The organism is Clostridioides sp. LIBA-6622 (assembly GCF_056716095.1).
In genome coordinates, this window is record NZ_CP196998.1 from 4,150,359 (window position 1) to 4,167,404 (window position 17,046).

The 17,046-nt window shown below is 28.7% G+C and carries 21 protein-coding genes; 1 reads left to right on the forward strand and 20 read right to left on the reverse strand.

Going from position 1 to position 17,046, the window contains the following annotated elements; all coding sequences use genetic code 11:
- Window positions 1-102: 102 nt before the first annotated feature.
- The 8 genes from rpsR to rstA form a co-directional block, all read right to left on the reverse strand.
- The gene (gene rpsR, locus ACTG47_RS19395) at window positions 103-330 is read right to left on the reverse strand and encodes a 30S ribosomal protein S18 (RefSeq protein ID WP_003420527.1); all 228 of its coding nucleotides are present in this window, start codon (window positions 328-330) and stop codon (window positions 103-105) included.
- A gap of 18 nt (window positions 331-348) precedes the next feature.
- Window positions 349-783: a single-stranded DNA-binding protein gene (locus ACTG47_RS19400; RefSeq protein ID WP_021386628.1), complete on the reverse strand. Its 435-nt coding sequence runs from the start codon at window positions 781-783 to the stop codon at window positions 349-351.
- Window positions 784-819: 36 nt separating this feature from the next.
- Entirely contained in the window at window positions 820-1,098 is a 279-nt protein-coding gene (gene rpsF / locus ACTG47_RS19405; RefSeq protein WP_003420522.1) for a 30S ribosomal protein S6, read from the reverse strand.
- 216 nt (window positions 1,099-1,314) lie between these two features.
- A complete protein-coding gene (locus ACTG47_RS19410) occupies window positions 1,315-2,511 on the reverse strand; it encodes an aminotransferase-like domain-containing protein (RefSeq protein WP_479925744.1) in 1,197 nt (398 codons plus the stop codon).
- A 102-nt stretch (window positions 2,512-2,613) separates the two neighbouring features.
- Window positions 2,614-2,799, reverse strand: coding sequence for a DUF951 domain-containing protein (locus ACTG47_RS19415; protein ID WP_021386561.1), 186 nt, complete (start codon window positions 2,797-2,799; stop codon window positions 2,614-2,616).
- Between the two features lie 14 nt (window positions 2,800-2,813).
- Window positions 2,814-3,077, reverse strand: a complete 264-nt coding sequence (locus ACTG47_RS19420) for a putative Se/S carrier protein (RefSeq protein ID WP_169469318.1) — start codon at window positions 3,075-3,077, stop codon at window positions 2,814-2,816.
- A gap of 83 nt (window positions 3,078-3,160) precedes the next feature.
- On the reverse strand, window positions 3,161-3,763 hold the full coding sequence (gene yedF, locus ACTG47_RS19425; protein WP_169469320.1) for a sulfurtransferase-like selenium metabolism protein YedF: 603 nt from the start codon (window positions 3,761-3,763) through the stop codon (window positions 3,161-3,163).
- Between the two features lie 104 nt (window positions 3,764-3,867).
- Complete coding sequence (gene rstA, locus ACTG47_RS19430) at window positions 3,868-5,160, reverse strand: toxin production/motility transcriptional repressor RstA (RefSeq protein ID WP_169469322.1); 1,293 nt, start codon at window positions 5,158-5,160, stop codon at window positions 3,868-3,870.
- A 259-nt stretch (window positions 5,161-5,419) separates the two neighbouring features.
- Between rstA and ACTG47_RS19435 the strand changes: the two genes are divergently transcribed.
- Window positions 5,420-5,995, forward strand: a complete 576-nt coding sequence (locus ACTG47_RS19435; RefSeq protein WP_479925745.1) for a GerMN domain-containing protein — start codon at window positions 5,420-5,422, stop codon at window positions 5,993-5,995.
- 119 nt (window positions 5,996-6,114) lie between these two features.
- Here the strand turns inward: ACTG47_RS19435 and ACTG47_RS19440 are convergent, their stop codons facing one another.
- The 12 genes from ACTG47_RS19440 to rpmH form a co-directional block, all read right to left on the reverse strand.
- A complete protein-coding gene (locus ACTG47_RS19440) occupies window positions 6,115-7,260 on the reverse strand; it encodes an aminotransferase class V-fold PLP-dependent enzyme (protein ID WP_479925746.1) in 1,146 nt (381 codons plus the stop codon).
- A gap of 32 nt (window positions 7,261-7,292) precedes the next feature.
- Window positions 7,293-8,156, reverse strand: coding sequence for a ParB/RepB/Spo0J family partition protein (locus tag ACTG47_RS19445; RefSeq protein WP_169469328.1), 864 nt, complete (start codon window positions 8,154-8,156; stop codon window positions 7,293-7,295).
- Between the two features lie 4 nt (window positions 8,157-8,160).
- Window positions 8,161-8,931: a ParA family protein gene (locus ACTG47_RS19450; protein WP_479925747.1), complete on the reverse strand. Its 771-nt coding sequence runs from the start codon at window positions 8,929-8,931 to the stop codon at window positions 8,161-8,163.
- A gap of 137 nt (window positions 8,932-9,068) precedes the next feature.
- On the reverse strand, window positions 9,069-9,854 hold the full coding sequence (noc, locus tag ACTG47_RS19455; RefSeq protein ID WP_169469345.1) for a nucleoid occlusion protein: 786 nt from the start codon (window positions 9,852-9,854) through the stop codon (window positions 9,069-9,071).
- Window positions 9,855-10,016: 162 nt separating this feature from the next.
- Window positions 10,017-10,736, reverse strand: coding sequence for a 16S rRNA (guanine(527)-N(7))-methyltransferase RsmG (rsmG, locus tag ACTG47_RS19460; protein WP_479925748.1), 720 nt, complete (start codon window positions 10,734-10,736; stop codon window positions 10,017-10,019).
- The gene (mnmG, locus tag ACTG47_RS19465; RefSeq protein WP_479925749.1) at window positions 10,729-12,624 is read right to left on the reverse strand and encodes a tRNA uridine-5-carboxymethylaminomethyl(34) synthesis enzyme MnmG; all 1,896 of its coding nucleotides are present in this window, start codon (window positions 12,622-12,624) and stop codon (window positions 10,729-10,731) included. Before mnmG ends, rsmG begins: the two co-directional genes overlap by 8 nt.
- A 93-nt stretch (window positions 12,625-12,717) precedes the next feature.
- Window positions 12,718-14,097, reverse strand: coding sequence for a tRNA uridine-5-carboxymethylaminomethyl(34) synthesis GTPase MnmE (gene mnmE, locus ACTG47_RS19470; protein ID WP_479925750.1), 1,380 nt, complete (start codon window positions 14,095-14,097; stop codon window positions 12,718-12,720).
- Between the two features lie 110 nt (window positions 14,098-14,207).
- Entirely contained in the window at window positions 14,208-14,837 is a 630-nt protein-coding gene (gene jag, locus ACTG47_RS19475; RefSeq protein WP_479925751.1) for an RNA-binding cell elongation regulator Jag/EloR, read from the reverse strand.
- Window positions 14,806-15,513 (reverse strand): YidC/Oxa1 family membrane protein insertase, encoded by a 708-nt coding sequence (locus ACTG47_RS19480; RefSeq protein WP_021386599.1) that lies wholly within the window; start codon window positions 15,511-15,513, stop codon window positions 14,806-14,808. Before ACTG47_RS19480 ends, jag begins: the two co-directional genes overlap by 32 nt.
- Before the next feature lie 31 nt (window positions 15,514-15,544).
- The gene (yidD, locus tag ACTG47_RS19485; protein WP_169469353.1) at window positions 15,545-15,796 is read right to left on the reverse strand and encodes a membrane protein insertion efficiency factor YidD; all 252 of its coding nucleotides are present in this window, start codon (window positions 15,794-15,796) and stop codon (window positions 15,545-15,547) included.
- Between the two features lie 32 nt (window positions 15,797-15,828).
- Window positions 15,829-16,173, reverse strand: coding sequence for a ribonuclease P protein component (gene rnpA, locus ACTG47_RS19490; protein ID WP_003420486.1), 345 nt, complete (start codon window positions 16,171-16,173; stop codon window positions 15,829-15,831).
- A 77-nt stretch (window positions 16,174-16,250) separates the two neighbouring features.
- Entirely contained in the window at window positions 16,251-16,388 is a 138-nt protein-coding gene (rpmH, locus tag ACTG47_RS19495; protein ID WP_169469356.1) for a 50S ribosomal protein L34, read from the reverse strand.
- Window positions 16,389-17,046 lie beyond the last annotated feature (658 nt).

Consider the following 17,046-nt stretch of genomic DNA (forward strand, 5'->3'; position numbering starts at 1 on the left):
AATAATATATTTAAGTATATAAACAAAAAAACGAGCTTTATAGCTCGCCTCATTTAGATATATAAATACCTATAATAAAAAATGAGCACAAGGCTCATTTTTTTAGTCTAATGTATATGGTAAAAGTGCTATATTTCTCGCTCTTTTTATAGCAACTGTTAATTCTCTTTGATGCTTAGCACAAGTTCCAGATATTCTTCTTGGTAATATCTTTCCTCTTTCAGTTATATACTTTTGTAATCTCTGAGTACTTTTGTAATCTATTTTAGCGTTTTTGTCAGCACAGAATTGACAAACTCTTTTTTTCTTACGTCTTTTTTTATTCATCATGACTTTTTTCCCTCCTTTTTAAAATGGTATATCGTCATCATCTATAGCTTGGAAACCTTGTGGGTCTAGACCTTGAGGTTCAAAGCTTGGCTCAAAAGCTGGAGCACTTTCTCTATATGAATTTTCCGATTTATTCTTACTGTCCAAAGCTTGTACTGATCTAGTACTTACTTTTGTGAAAGTTCTCTTTTCACCTGATTGTGTCTGATAATTGTCTACTCTTATAGATCCTTGCAATGCAACTAATCTACCTTTAGTTATGTAGTTAGCACAAAATTCAGCAGATTTACCCATTACTTCAACAGGTATAAAATCAGTTTCTTTAGATCCATCTTTTTTTACATAGTCTCTATCAATGGCTATTGTAAAGGATGCCACTGGTGTTCCTGTACCTGGGATGTATCTTAATTCAGGGTCTTTAGTTAATCTTCCCACTAATACAACTTGATTCATAAAAACACCACCTATTTTTTATAATAAAACCAGTTATTAAGCAACAACTATCATGTGTCTTATTACGTTTTCATTTATCTTTAAGTTTCTGTCTATCTCTTTAGGAACGTCTACTGCTGATTTAAAGTTAACTAATACGTAAAAACCTTCTGTAAACTTAGCTATTGGATAAGCTAATTTTTTAGTTCCCCAAGTATCAACTTTAACTATTTCTCCGTCAGTTGCAACAACTTCCTTAACTTTGTTTAGTATAGCCTCTCTTACCTCTTCATCAGAGTTTGGCTTTACCACATAAACTAATTCATAATTTCTCACTATAATTCACCTCCCTTTGGACTTAACGGCTCTACACTCTTAGAGCAGAGAAATGAGACTAAAATCTCATACCTACACATTTTATCATTTATTCTCATTTATGTCAATTCAAATTTTGGACAAAGTTTAATATAAGGTAAATTATATATTCTTAAATTAACAAGGGATGGCAATAGCCATCCCCTATAATATATCTATATAAGTTATTATTTTTAATTAAGCTTCAACACCCATAGCTTCTTTTAAAACTGATGCTATCTTTTTTATACCTTCTATTATTTTTTCTTCTGGCATATTTGAATAGTTAAGTCTGAAAGTATTTTCTCTACCACCATTAGGGAAGAATCCTCCTCCAGCAACATAAGCAACATCCTTTTCTAAGCATTTTGGCATTAATTCTTTAGCATTTAAATTACTTGGAAGCTCTACCCATGTAAATAATCCACCTTCTGGATGAGTAAATACTAATCCTTCTGGGAACTCTTCTTCCATAGTCTTAAGCATTACATCTCTACGTTTAATATAAACTGCTTTAATTTTTTCAACGTGTGCATCTAAGTCATACATATCCATGAATTTACTTACTTCCATTTGAGATATAGTTGATGCTTGTAAGTCTGCACCTTGTTTTGCAAAGTTAAATTTAGATAATATTTCTGCAGAAGCACAAGTCCATCCTAATCTGTATCCTGGGCAGAATATTTTAGAGAAAGTTCCTAAGAATATTACTAATCCTTTTGTATCCATTGATTTTAAAGATGGTAAAGTTTCTCCTTCAAATCTTAAATCTCCATATGGATTATCTTCTATTACTGGTATTTCAAATTTGTTTACTATTTCCATGAATTTTTTACGTCTTTCAAGTGGCCAAGTTCTTCCTGTTGGATTTTGGAAGTCAGGAATTACGTAAATCATTTTTATTCTATCAGTTGTTTCTAGTATTTTTTCTAATTCTTCCATTATCATTCCATTAGAATCAGTTGGAACGTCTATGAATCTAGGTTGATAAGATTTAAATGCGTTTATAGCTCCTATGTAAGATGGGCTTTCACATAAAATTACATCACCCTCATCAATAAATACTTTTCCTGCAAAATCTAGACCTTGTTGAGAACCACTTGTAACTAATATATCATCTTTGTTTACATTAGTTTGATTTTTCTCATTCATTCTAGCTGCTATTTTCTCTCTTAATGGTTCATATCCTTCTGTTGTAGTATATTGCATAGCTGATCTTCCATTTTCTTCAAGCACTGCAACTGATACTTTTTTCATTTCTTCAACTGGAAATAATTCTGGAGCAGGCATTCCACCAGCAAAAGATATTATTTGTGGTTGTTGAGTAAGTTTTAAAAGCTCACGTATTTCAGATCCTTGTAAACCTTCCATTCTTCTTGCATATTTAATTGCCATAATTAAAGCACCCCCATGAAAATGTTTTCTTCATTTTCTATTATACCAAAATTTTGGATATTAATATACGGTATTTGACATTTTTTAAATGTTAAATTTATATCACTCTTTTATTAGCTTTTTTACTCTCTTTTCTAAGGTCTCTCTATCAAGCATTATTAACCTTGAACATTTAGTACATTTTATCTTTATATCCATTCCAGTTCTTATAATTTCGAATTCTTTACACCCACATGCATGTTGTTTTTTTAATTCGACAATGTCTCCTATTTTTAAATCCATTGGCATAAATAATTAGCCTCCTAATCTAGCTTCTCTGCTTCTTTCGAACCATCTTCTAATTTACTTATACAATAAATTCCTTTTATATCTACATTATTTTCAGTTAAAATTGTTCTTATCTTTTCCATGTCTTCAAAAGAAAATTTAATTGATATTCCACAACTTGCAGTTATTTCTCTTGGTGTTGGAAGAGCCATCACTTTTAAATTATTTTCACCAAATAACTTCTCTGATCTTATTGCATGATGTGTCGAATTAAATGACACTATATACATCTGATTCATTGCTTAATCCTTTCTGACTATCTGTTTTTCTTTAAGTTAATCTTTATTATTAGTTTTTATATTATTAAACAAACATACATTATTTATATAGAAATAGTATTTGATGCATTCTTTAATGTTTCAACTATAGTGTACATATTTGTAACTGAACCTACTTGTAGTTTGTCTTTTAAATTGTAGTAGTCTAAACAAGTACCACAAGATAATACTTCTACACCTTCGTTCTCAAGTATTTTTAAATTTTCTATAGTTTCTTCATTTTCAGCACTTAATGTTACTCCTCCATTGACTAAAAGTACATATTTAGGATAAGGCTTAGATTCAGTTAAAGTATATATAAATCCTTTTATTAATACTTTTCCTAGTTCATCATTTCCAAGTCCCATTTTGTCTGAAGATATAAATACACATGTATCTTCTAGTTTACATTCTTCCTTATCTACATTATTTTGTTTATCTAAGATATTTTGACCTTTTATAATTTCTATAGATATAAAATTCTCTTTTTCGTCAACAATGTTTGCCTCACAATTTAAAGATTTAGCAAGTTTTAATACATTTTCTTTAGCTGTTTCATTGTCGACTGTTGTAACTACAATACCTTCTTCTATCTTATCTAATTCCTTTTTTGTATTTATAACTGGTTTAGGACAAGCAAGTCCTCTGGCATCTATTTTTATACTCATTGTTTGATTCATCTCCTTAAAAATATTCATACAATTTATATTTTATCATAGATGTTATCTTGCTTGTTATAGATTGTTTCTATAGCATTATAGGTTTACTTTTCTTACATTATTTCTAAATTTTTATACATAAATACACCTTTTTGATAATATTCTAACTCTTTTTCTTTTGAGATACTTGAATATAATTGACCTAAGTCTATATATAAATTAGCCAATATTCTACTATTTCCTAAGTCTGATACTATTTTTATACATTTAATTAAATATTCAATTGCAAGGGTAATCTCATTTTGATTTTTATACATATTAGAATAAAATTTTAGTGCTTTATATTCATTGAACTTATTTTTATTTTTTATTGATGAAGCTAAAGCTATCTTGCAATATTTTCTAGCTAAATCATAATCTTCTTTATCTATATATGCTTCTATTATCTTGAATAATCCAGACATCATATATTCGTCTTCATCATTTTTCTTTATGTCATATACTTTTTGTGAATATTCAAGTACTCTATCTGTCTCACCTATTTTTCTATAAACATCACAAATTGTTAAATATACATTTGCTAAGCCAGTTTTATTATCTTCATTTTCAAGTATCTTTAATGCTTTTTTAAAATAATCTTTTGATTCTTCATATTTTCCTATCTCAAGCATGTTATTTGCCTTTAATACCAAAATATCGACATCTTCTTTTCTATCATTTCTATTATCTATTTCACTTATCTTATCTATGTATTTCAATGACATATTTGGATTATCTAATTTTATGTAACAATATGCCATCTTACTGTATAGCTCCTTGTATATATTAACATCCTCAAATTTACTCTCTGACAAAATTTCCTCTGCAAAATTAAAGTGGCTTATAGCACCTTTATAAAAGTCTTCTTGCATGTATATTTTTCCTATATTTAAATAGCACTTAAGTATATTTTCACTGTCACTATTTTTTATAAAGAAGTATAATGCCTTTTCAAAGTTTTCTATAGCATCATTATAATTAGATTTTTTTAGGTTAATATTAGCCATTAAAAAATTACATCTGCCATAGTTCTCCATTAAATCGTATCTCTTACATATATTTAAAACTTCTTTTATTTGGTCCTCAGCCTTGTTTAACTCATTTTCTTTTATGTAGATTTCGCTCTGTAGTATTAAATTATCAGTTATCTTTTTTGACTGCATTTCTTTGGTTTCTAATAAATACTCTACACTTACATCTAACTTATCGCCTAGATATTCCAACAGTTCATAACTAGTATGAGATTTATCCCTCTCTATATGGCTTATTTGTGCTGCTGTTATCCTATCACCAGCTAATTCTTTTAATGTCATGTTTTTTTCTTTTCTTAATTTTTTAATCTTTTCTCCTAAGCTCAAAATTTCCATACTATTCCCACCTTTTGAAGACATTTTTTTATAATATAATTATAACTTATATTTATTTTAAAAACACTACTTTTATTTTACAATATTTTCTGTGTACATTAAATGATTTCCCATAAAAATGACTAAAATTTAGTTTATTTTGAATTTAATTAATTTAAATAAATCATTTTTTAAATTTGTTACTATTTTGTATTCATATATTTGCTCATAACGACTATAATTATATATAAGAATAGTTTTTATGAGAGGAGAAATTTTTATGAAAAATAAGAAAATAATGTTAGTGTTAAGTATATTATCTATATCTATATTTGCAATTGGTTGTACTAATGCTCAAGTTGGAAATGATACACCTAAAAAAGAAACTAAGAGTAATACAAATGTTGAGCAACCAAAGGAAGAAAATAATGCTGAAAAAGAGGTTCCTAATAAAAAAGCTACATCTACTCCAAAAGAGGAAAAGAAAACTCAATCAGCTATCATCTACTCTTTTGACGTAGATAAAACAGATTTAATAGAAAACAAAGTTGACCTAAACAAAATTGATGAAAATACTTTATTTGAAGAGCTTCAAAAACTTAAAGTTGTTCCAGAGTCTGCAAAACTAAATTCATTTACTACAAAAGATATTGATGGTGTAAAAACTGGCATATTAGATGTTAACTCTGATTTCGCAAAGCCAAACTTAGGTAGTGATGCAGAAACTTTAATGCTTGATTCAGTTGCTCGTACTTACATAAAAAATATGAATGTTGAACAAATAAAACTTACTGTTGATGGCGCTAATTATGAAAGTGGTCATATAGTTCTTGAAGAAGGAGATTACTTAAAGTAATTTTTTCAAGCACACATTAAACATACTTAAGATGTACTATTATAAAAAAATAGTGTAGATTATATAATCTACACTATTTTCTTATATCCTTACACTATTTAATTCGATAAAACATAGTACTACTTATTGTTTTTTGAAATTTTCTTTAAAGCTTCTATTGCTTTATCTATTTCATCTTTTGTATTGAAATATCCTATACTAAATCTTACTGCACCTTGTTTTAAAGTACCTAAAGTGGTATGTGCTAGTGGAGAACAATGTATTCCTGATCTAGTTGCTATATTATAATCACTGTCTAATAAAAAAGTAACCTCTCCAGAATCCATATTTCCTATATTTATAGCTATTACTGATGCTCTTTTTTTACTATCTTTTGGTCCATATATCTTTATATCTGGCACTTCCTCTAACTTGTCTATCATATATTGACATAATTCTTCTTCATGTTGTCTTATATTGTTGATTCCTATTTCAAATATAAATAAGACACCTTGGTTAAGACCTGCTATACCTGGAGTATTATGAGTTCCTGACTCATATTTATCTGGGAACAATTCTGGTTGAACCATTTCTTCTGATTTACTACCTGTTCCACCTTCTTTTAATATATTTAAATTTAAACCATCTCTTACATATAATATACCTGTTCCTTGAGGTCCAAATAAGCATTTATGACCTGGCATTGCCAACATATCTATATTACATTCATTTACATCTATGTCATAAACACCTGCTGTCTGTGATGCATCTACTAAAAATAATATATTATGTTTTTTAGCTATTTCTCCAACCTTCTTTATATCTATTAAAGTGCCACATACATTAGATGCATGTGTTGTTACAATCAATTTAGTATTTGCCTTTATTGATTTCTCTAATTCTTCATAATCTAGAAATCCCTCATAATCGCATTTTACTACAGTATTTTCAATACCTCTTTTTTCTAATGCTTTTATAGGTCTTATTACTGAATTATGCTCCATAGATGTTGTTATTACGTGGTCTCCATCCTGTAATACACCTTTTATTGCTAAGTTTAAAGAATCTGTAGCATTAGATGTAAATACTATATTCATAGGATTGTTCACATTAAACAATTTAGCTATATTCTCTCTTGTATCATAGATTTCCCTAGCAGCTCTCATAGCAAGCTTATGTCCAGCTCTACCTGGATTTGCACAGTAATTTTTCATACAGTCTAAAACGGCATCATACACTCTTTCTGGTTTCGGATATGTAGTTGCAGCATTATCTAAATAAATCATAACAATCTTCCTCTCTGTTTTATAGTTTTGTTCTATTCAAGAAGCATTGATACAATACTGTTTAAATCATCATCATTATAGTATTCTATCTCTATTTTACCTTTTTTCTTTCCTTTAGAAATATTTACCTTTGTCCCAAAGATATTTCTAAGTCTATCTTCTACATCTAAGATAAATACATCCTTAGGCTTAGATTTTTTTGGTACTTCTTCTTTGTTTTCAGATATTTTTTTAGCTATATTTTCAACTTCTCTTACAGAAAGCTCTTCTTCTTCTATTTTGTTTGCTATTTGTAGTTGTAAATCCTTATCTACAATTCTCAACAATGCCTTACCATGTCCTGCTGTAATTCTACCACTATCTATCATGTCTATAACATCTTGTCCAAGATTTAAAAGTCTTAGTGTATTAGTTATATGAGGTCTACTTTTACCAACAGCTTCTGATATTTCCTCTTGAGTTACATTATAATGCTCTATTAGACTTTTATATGCTAAAGCCTCTTCTATTGAGTTTAAATCTTCTCTCTGTAAATTTTCAATTAAAGCTATCTCCATTATATCTTTCATATCTATATCTTTAATTATAGCAGGTATTTGACTTTTATTTGCAAGTTTTGATGCTCTAAATCTTCTTTCTCCTGCTATTATCATATACTTATCATTTTCATCCATCTTAACTACTATTGGCTGTAATACACCATAATTTTTTATAGAATCAGATAACACTTTTATCTTTTCTTCATCAAACTGTTTTCTAGGTTGAACTTCGTTTGGATAAATTTTGTCTATTTCTATATTGATTATCTCTTTTTCTGAAGTTTCTCCTTTAATTTCTGGTATCAATGCGCTAAGACCTCTACCCAATCTGTTACTTCTTTTAGACTTATTCTCCATACTACTATTCCTCCTCTTCTAAATCTATAAATTCTTCTGCTAGCTCCAAATAAGCTATGGAGCCCCTACACCTTTTATCATAGTAAATAACAGGCTTTCCATGACTTGGAGCTTCTGCAAGCCTTACATTTCTTGGAATTAGAGTTGTATATACACTTCCTTTAAAATATTTTTTGACTTCTTCAACTACTTGTATTGATAGATTAGCTCTCCCATCAAACATACTTAAAACAACACCTTGAATCTCTATATCTGTGTTTAATCTTGATTTTACTAATTTTATAGTCTCCATCAATTGACTAACTCCTTCCAAAGCATAATATTCACATTGTATAGGAATTAAAACACTATCTACAGCAGTTAGACAATTTATTGTAAGCATCCCAAGTGAGGGTGGACAATCTAAAAATATATAATCATATTCATCTGCTACTGCTTTTATGGAATTTCTTAAAATATACTCTCTATTACTTTTAGAAGTAAGTTCTATTTCTGCACCTGATAATTCAGTAGCTGATGGAACTAAATCGATATTTTCAAACTCAGTATTTATTATTGCTTCTTTAATATGTAATCCATCTAGCATAATTTCATAGATTGTATTTTCCACTTCATTTTTATTAATACCATATCCACTAGTTGTATTTCCTTGAGGGTCCAAGTCTAATACTAATATTTTCTTTCCTAATGTTCCTAAACTAGCACTTAAATTTACATTTGTTGTAGTTTTCCCGACTCCACCCTTTTGATTGAATACAGCTATAATTTTGCCCATGATGTTCCCCCCCCTTTAAGAATTAAATTAATTTCAAATGTTGACTAGGTGCTTTTATAATTACAAATAATGTCTATAAATCAATTTATATTACAAGGCTTATATTACAAAAAAAGATTACTGGTAAGCAGTAATCTCTATTTTTTAGGGATTTTTACAACGACTTCCATATAATCTCCCTTATCTATTTCATTATACTTAGCATCAATTCCTGTATTTGATATAGCATCAAAGGCCTGCTTTATAGTATTTATGTAAATTCTTATACTCATAGCACCCTTTATATTCTGTTTTTTATCAGGCTCTTCTTGAATTTTAGTTTCTTCTAATATCTCTTGTATCAATTTCTCTGTTTTTTTAACAGTTAATTCATTTTTTATAACTTTATCTAGTACACTTTGCATTAAATCTTCACTTGGTAGTTTAAGGAATGCTCTAGCATGTCTTTCTGTTAAGTTATTCTCTATCAATTTCATTTTTATGTTGTTTGGAAGCTTTAATATTCTAAGCTTGTTTGCTACAGTAGATTGATTTTTGCCCAATTTTTCTGCTAATTGCTGTTGAGTAAAAGCATGTTCTTTTATTAAGTTTTCATAACCAATTGCTTCTTCAATGAAATTTAAGTCTTCTCGTTGCAAATTTTCTAATAACGCTAGAACAGCAGAAGATTCATCGTTCATATTATTTATAATTGCTGGTACAGTTTTAAGTTCTGCCAATTTAGCTGCTCTTAATCTTCTTTCTCCAGCAATTAATTCATATTTGCCATCTTTTGCTCTAACTGTTATAGGTTGAATTATACCATATACCTTTATAGAATTACTCAATTCCTCCAATGAAACTTGTGAAAATATTTTTCTTGGTTGGTATGGATTTGGAACTACATCTTCTATAGGTATCTCCATAACTCTTTTATCTTCCATAACATACCTCTCTTATTTTAGATATAAATATTTTTGTTCTCTATATGTACATACAAATTTATTTCTGCATCCACTTTAATAATTCCTTTATTTTTGTTTTGTTTAAGGTAAGCTTAATTATTTCCTGAGAAATAATTAAGCTTACCTACAATATTTTTTCAACTATATAATAGGATTCTTAGCTGGTTTACCAGCCTTTCTAGGGTACTTAACTGGTGTTTCTTTTATTTTCTTAAAAACTAATATATTATGATTTAAATCTATTTCTGGTAATTCCACATCTATTTTTTCAACAAATTCTAACCCCAAGATATCAATGGGTTTTTTTGATTCTTCCAGTTCTAAATTAGCATTTGGACCTTTTAAACAAATGAAATATCCTCCAACCTTTACAAATGGTACACAAAATTCCATAAGAGTTGGTAATCCAGCTACAGCTCTTGCTGTAGCAATATCATACTTTTCTCTATATTTTTCATCTTTGCCAAAATCCTCAGCTCTTCCATGTATAAATTTAATATTATTTAATTCTAATTCTCTACTAACTTCCTCTAAGAAGTTTATTCTCTTATTTAAAGAATCTAATAAAGTAAGCTCTAAATCATCTAAGCATATTTTTAATGGTAGACCAGGGAATCCAGCACCTGTACCAACATCTATTATAGACATACCATTTTTTATATATCCATTTTTTACAGCTGAAATAGAATCCAAAAAGTGTTTCACATATACCTCTTTTTCATCTTCTATACCAGTAAGATTCATTTTTTGATTCCAATCAACTAGTATTTCTCTATATCTTTTAAATTTTGCTAACATACTATCATTAGTAATTATATCAAAACCTTCAATCCCATTTTGCAGAAGTTCTATGTTATTCACCTTTACCACCTCTAGTTCTTCTGACTTGTTCTAGGTATATAAGCAAAACAGATATATCAGCTGGAGAAACCCCAGATATACGAGAAGCTTGTCCTATTGAAATAGGTTTTATATCATCCAACTTCTGTCTAGCTTCTAATCGAAGTCCTTCTATAGATGCATAATTTATTTTTTCATCTAACTTTTTATTCTCAAGTTTCTTAAATTGATCTATTTGTTTTAATTGTTTTTCTATATAACCTTCATATTTAGTTATTATCACACATTGTTCTTTAACTTCTCTTGAAACATCTTCACCAGCGCCTTTTCCTAATTCTTCAAGCAATTCATAAGTAACCTCTGGTCTCTTTAAAAACTCATATAGTGATATTCCGACCTTTATTGGTGTTGCCCCTTTTGCTTCTAACAGGTTATTTACTTCTTTTGGTGTAACTCTTTCATTTTTTAATCTTTCAAATTCCTTTTCTACAGCAGTCTTTTTACTCATGAATCTTTCATATCTATCTTCTTTAACTAATCCTATCTCATGACCTTTTTGAGTTAGTCTCATATCTGCATTATCTTGTCTCAAATACAATCTGTATTCTGCTCTTGATGTCATCATTCTATAAGGCTCATTAGTACCTTTAGTTACAAGGTCATCTAATAAAACACCTATATATGCTTCTGAACGGTCTAATACAAAAGGTTCTTTTCCTTCTATCTTTCTAACTGCATTTATACCTGCCATAAGACCTTGAGCTGCAGCCTCTTCATATCCAGAAGTTCCATTGAATTGTCCAGCACTAAATAAGTTCTCAACTCCCTTTATTTCCAAACTTATTTTTAGTTGTGTTGGGTCAACACAATCATATTCAATAGCATATGCAGGTCTCATTATCTTACAGTTTTCAAGTCCTTTTATTGTTTTATACATATCTAATTGTACTTCAAAAGGTAGACTAGTTGAAATTCCTTGAATATACATCTCTTTAGTATTTAAGCCTTCTGGTTCTATAAATAATTGATGTGATGTCTTATCACTAAATCTCACTACTTTATCTTCTATAGAAGGACAATATCTTGGCCCAGTACTTTCTATTACTCCACTATACATAGCAGACCTTTTTAAATTATCCAATATGACTTTCTGAGTGTCTTCAGTGGTTCTTGTCAAATAACAAGGTTCTTGCTCCTTTTCTATATTTTCATTCATAAATGAGAAAGGAGTTACTTTTTCATCACCTTCCTGTAAAGACATTACAGAAAAGTCTATACTATCTCTATGAACTCTAGCTGGAGTTCCTGTCTTAAATCTTCTCATTCTAAGTCCTAATTCAACTAAGCTATCTGTAAGGTATTTTGCATATCCTAACGCATTAGGACCTTCATAGAATGCAACCTCACCCATGTATATTTTTGAATTCAGATAAACTCCAGTAGCTAGTATTACAGCTTTAGATTTAAATGAACATCCTAGCTTAGTACCAACTCCTATTACAACATTTCCTTCATGTAAAATTTCTACAACTTCATCCATAGCTATATCAAGATTTGGTTCATTTTCTAATGTCTTTTTCATTTCTTCATGATATTTAAATTTATCTGCTTGAGCTCTTAAAGAATGAACTGCTGGCCCTTTAGCAGTATTTAACATTCTACTTTGTATATATGTCTTGTCTATATTTAATCCCATTTGACCACCTAAAGCATCTATTTCTTTAACTAATTGGCCTTTACCAGTTCCACCAATTGATGGATTACAAGGCATTAATGCTATAGAATCTAAAGACATTGTTATTATCAAAGTTTTATATCCCATTCTTGCAGTAGCCAAGGCAGCTTCACATCCAGCATGTCCTGCTCCAACTACTATAACATCATATTTTCCTGCTTCAAACTTTATCATTTATAATTCCTTTCTTTTAAATTAATGTTTCATGAGAAACACTATAATTTTTTCAAACTTCTATAATAAAAAAATCAAATTTGTTTTTACACCTTACTTACCTATACAGAAGTTATGGAATATGTTATCTAATAAATCCTCTGTCACTGTATCTCCATTAATATAACCAAGATAATCCCATATATTTTTTAAGTCTACTTCTACAAAATCAAATGGCATACTTTGTTCCAAAGCAATTAAAGCATCTGTAGCAGATTTATATGCTTTACTAAGTGCATCCTTATGTCTAGAATTTGTTACTACTAAACTAGAGTTATTTTTAACACTACCTTTATATACCATAGACTCTATTTTATCTTGTAATTCTTCTATACCTTCTTGCTGTAAAGCTGATATTTTTATTATACTATTATTTTCTACATATTTAAGTATTTTTTCTTCTTCAATTTCCTGTTTTAAGTCATTCTTATTTAATAGCACTATTGTTTGTTTGTCTCTAAGATTTTCTAATATCTCTATATCTTCTTCTGACAACTTTCTAGATGCATCTAAAACCATTATAATCAAATCTGCACTAGAAAATGATTCTTTAGATTTTTCAACACCTATTTTTTCAACTATATCATCAGTATCTCTTATACCTGCTGTATCAACGATTTTTAAAGGTATCCCTTTTATATTTACAAACTCTTCTATAACATCTCTAGTAGTTCCTGGTATATCAGTAACTATTGCTCTATTTTCTCCTAAAATAGAGTTAAGTAGTGAAGATTTACCTACATTTGGTTTACCAACTATTACCGTTTTTAGACCTTCTCTAAGTATTTTTCCACTTTCAGCTGTGTCATATAATTTTTTAATTTCCTTTTTAAGCATATCAGCTTTTTCTTTAAGAGTTTGATATGTTATATGTTCAATATCTTCCTCAGGATAATCTATAGCAACTTCCACATGAGCTAATATCTCAGTGACTTTATCTCTTAATTCTCTTATCCTTTTTGATAAAGAACCCTCTAATTGATTTTGAGCAACTTCATGAGCTATATCAGTTTTAGCCTTTATAACATCAATCACCGCCTCTGCTTGTGATAAATCTATTCTGCCATTTAAAAACGCTCTTTTAGTAAACTCTCCAGCTTCTGCCAACCTAACATCTTTTGATAATATTAGCTCTAATATTTTCTTTACTGAAATAAATCCACCATGACAATTGATTTCTATTACATCCTCTCCTGTATATGAATTTGGACCTTTCATATATGCCAACAAGACTTCATCAATTACATTTTCATCGTCTATTATATTTCCATATATTAATGTTCTCTTATTATATTCTTTAATACTCTTTCCTGACATAGATTTAAAGATTTCTTCTGCAATCCTTAAAGATTTGTCTCCACTTATTCTAAGTATTCCTATACCACCTTCTCCAGGCGCTGTAGCTATTGCTGCAATTGTATCATCTATAAACAAATTTATCACCTCTTAATTTATAATTTTTTACATATAGATTTACTTTTGACCAATCACAATAATGTAATAATATTAAAAAATAAAACCCCCTAATGTTTAGGAGGTTGATTTTATCTTTTACACTCAATTACTAATCTTCTATATGGATCGGTTCCTTCACTATATGTAATTACATATTTGTCATTTTGAAGAGCTGAATGTATTATTCTTCTCTCATACGGATTCATATAATCTAATTTTTTAGTTTTTCTTGTTTTCGCTACTTCTCTAGCAACTTTATTAGCATATCTTATTAAAGATTCTTCTCTTTTTGATCTATAGTTTTCTATATCTACAAGCACTCTTGTATGAGAATCTTTATTTATTTTATTAAGAGCTAATCCAGTTAAAAATTGAATAGAATCTAAAGTTTCCCCTCTTCTACCAATTAAACTTGCAGCTTCTTTGCCTTCAATATCAACCATGATTAAATTATCTTTTTGAGATACATTGACTTTGGCATCAACATTTGCATTTTTCAACATTACCTCTATAAAATTTTTAGCTACATCTAGTTCCCTCTCGATAACAAAAATTTCATAAGTACCATCTTTAGCACCTATAAAACCTAAAAAACCTTTGCTCGGATTTTCAAGTATTTCGACTTCTATATCCTCTGCTTTTAAATTTAACTCTGCTATAGCCTTACTTATAGCTTCTTCCTTACTTTTACTTTTTATTAATTTTAGGCTTTTTCTCATTAACTTTTTCCTCCTTAGAGTTAGCAGCCAGTTTAGCTTTTAAAGGATTCATTATTAAGTAGTATTGAGCTATTGAGAATAAGTTACTTACTGTCCAGTACAATGTAAGTCCTGCTGGGAATATAAATCCCCAATAGAAAGACATACCTGCCATTACATATGTCATTACTTTCATAGAGCCTTGTAATTGATCTTTTGGAGTCATTACTTTTTGCATTACATATGCACTTGCTCCTGAAAATACTGCTAGTACATAATCTGGTGCTGTTAAGCTTTTTATCCATAAAAACCCATTATCAGCTGCTAAAAACGCAGCTTGATTTGCAAAAACGCCATGAGCAACTGGTTCTCTCAGAACGCTAAATAATCCTATTAATATAGGAAACTGTATTAATAAAGGTAAACAACCAGATAGTGGATTAATTTTAGCTTCTCCATATAACTTAACAATTTCTTCATTTTGTTTTTCTGGCTTATTTTTATATTTTTCTTGTATCTCTTTTATACGAGGTTGTATATCTTGCATTGCCTTTGTTGACTTAGTCTGCTTAACTGTTAATGGTAGTAAAATAATCTTTACAAGAATAGTAAAAAGTATTATAGAAATACCATAGTGGTTAACAAATTCAAATATTACCTTAAGAATCATTCCTAAGAAATTTCCTATTATATTCAATTTTTTTATACCTCCTAATAGTTACTCTCTTTTATTTTAGAGGATCGTAACCTCCTGGATGAAAAGGATGACATTTTAAAACTCTTCTCAATGTTAAATACATACCTTTTACAAATCCATATTTCTTAAATGCCTCTATTGAATATTGTGAGCAAGTTGGATAAAATCTACAGGTAGGTCCCTTTAAGGGAGATATATATTTTTGATAAAATCTCACTAAATAAATACATAAATTCGATAAATGCTTACTTATTTCCTTTAATATATAAATTATTTTATTCAAAGTTATGAACCTCCATATTTATAGCATCCAATTTAAATAGAAATATCCGTTCTTTTAACTAAATTTTTTATAGACTTGTCTATGTCTTTAAAAGTAGCATCTTTACTAGATACTCTTGCTATAAATACTATATCATATCCAGGCTTAATTTTTTCATCAATATTTAATCTGTAGACTTCTTTTATTAGTCTTCTTACTCTATTTCTAGTGATGGCTTTTCCTACTTTCTTTGAAACAGAAATACCCACTCTACTATAATCTGATTTATTTTTAAGTATATATATTACTAAATATTTGTTTGCAAAAGATTTGCCGTGTTTATATACTTTTCTAAAATCAGAGTCTTTCTTTAACCCTTTAGTCCTATTAAAGTCCATAGTTAACCTCCATAAACACAGCTATGAATTGTAATTATTTACACAAAAAGGCCACCTTTGCAGCGGCCCTTTTGTAATTAATGAGTTAATCTAGTTCTTCCTTTAGCTCTTCTTCTCTTTAACACGTTTCTTCCGTTAGACGTTTTCATTCTTTTTCTGAAACCATGTTCTTTACTTCTTTGTCTCTTTTTTGGTTGATAAGTTCTTTTACTCATTATTTTGCACCGCCTTTCAGATTTCATTTTCCGTTTATAAAAATAATAACTTTACCCTCAAAGTAAACATAACACATATAATTATAAATACTTTTACCACTGTTGTCAACGAGTTTTTGGGACGCTTCTATCACAAATTCTACCATATATATATTATGTATTTTTTTTATTGAAAATACTAGTAAAAATCTATTTAATTTTATTCTAAATTATTTTTTTCAATTATATACACAAATAAAGCAATTTTAACATGTTTATATTTTTATCAACAATTAGTTAATATTGTGGATAAATTAGTTACAAATCATTGAAGTTTGACATATATTTTGATATTATAAATATACTTGTTGATAATGTGCATAAATGTTATCAACTTATTAAAAATTATTCACAGCTTGTGGATACTTTTGTGTATAACTTTTAAGATTACTGACAATACTCTAGTTATAATCACCATTTATTGTATGTTTATGTTATTTATAACTTTATCTACATATTGTTTATATCTTTTCATATTTTTTTAATAATTTATACTATTATTAATTTATCAACACCATTATCCATAAATTTAGTTATTCTGTAAAATTTATATATATTTTTGCTTTTCTGTTAATAACTTTGTGGAAAATATTAATTATTCTGTTCGGAGGTTTATATT

Coding starts and splice junctions, on each gene's coding strand:
- rpsR (WP_003420527.1), bottom strand. CDS start 330: ATGATGAATAAAAAAAGACGTAAGAAAAAAAGAGTTTGTCAATTCTGT.
- ACTG47_RS19400 (WP_021386628.1), bottom strand. CDS start 783: ATGAATCAAGTTGTATTAGTGGGAAGATTAACTAAAGACCCTGAATTA.
- ACTG47_RS19410 (WP_479925744.1), bottom strand. CDS start 2,511: ATGGCAATTAAATATGCAAGAAGAATGGAAGGTTTACAAGGATCTGAA.
- ACTG47_RS19415 (WP_021386561.1), bottom strand. CDS start 2,799: ATGCCAATGGATTTAAAAATAGGAGACATTGTCGAATTAAAAAAACAA.
- ACTG47_RS19420 (WP_169469318.1), bottom strand. CDS start 3,077: ATGAATCAGATGTATATAGTGTCATTTAATTCGACACATCATGCAATA.
- yedF (WP_169469320.1), bottom strand. CDS start 3,763: ATGAGTATAAAAATAGATGCCAGAGGACTTGCTTGTCCTAAACCAGTT.
- rstA (WP_169469322.1), bottom strand. CDS start 5,160: ATGGAAATTTTGAGCTTAGGAGAAAAGATTAAAAAATTAAGAAAAGAA.
- ACTG47_RS19435 (WP_479925745.1), top strand. CDS start 5,420: ATGAAAAATAAGAAAATAATGTTAGTGTTAAGTATATTATCTATATCT.
- ACTG47_RS19440 (WP_479925746.1), bottom strand. CDS start 7,260: ATGATTTATTTAGATAATGCTGCAACTACATATCCGAAACCAGAAAGA.
- ACTG47_RS19445 (WP_169469328.1), bottom strand. CDS start 8,156: ATGGAGAATAAGTCTAAAAGAAGTAACAGATTGGGTAGAGGTCTTAGC.
- ACTG47_RS19450 (WP_479925747.1), bottom strand. CDS start 8,931: ATGGGCAAAATTATAGCTGTATTCAATCAAAAGGGTGGAGTCGGGAAA.
- noc (WP_169469345.1), bottom strand. CDS start 9,854: ATGGAAGATAAAAGAGTTATGGAGATACCTATAGAAGATGTAGTTCCA.
- mnmG (WP_479925749.1), bottom strand. CDS start 12,624: ATGATAAAGTTTGAAGCAGGAAAATATGATGTTATAGTAGTTGGAGCA.
- jag (WP_479925751.1), bottom strand. CDS start 14,837: ATGAGAAAAAGCCTAAAATTAATAAAAAGTAAAAGTAAGGAAGAAGCT.
- rnpA (WP_003420486.1), bottom strand. CDS start 16,173: ATGGACTTTAATAGGACTAAAGGGTTAAAGAAAGACTCTGATTTTAGA.
- rpmH (WP_169469356.1), bottom strand. CDS start 16,388: ATGAGTAAAAGAACTTATCAACCAAAAAAGAGACAAAGAAGTAAAGAA.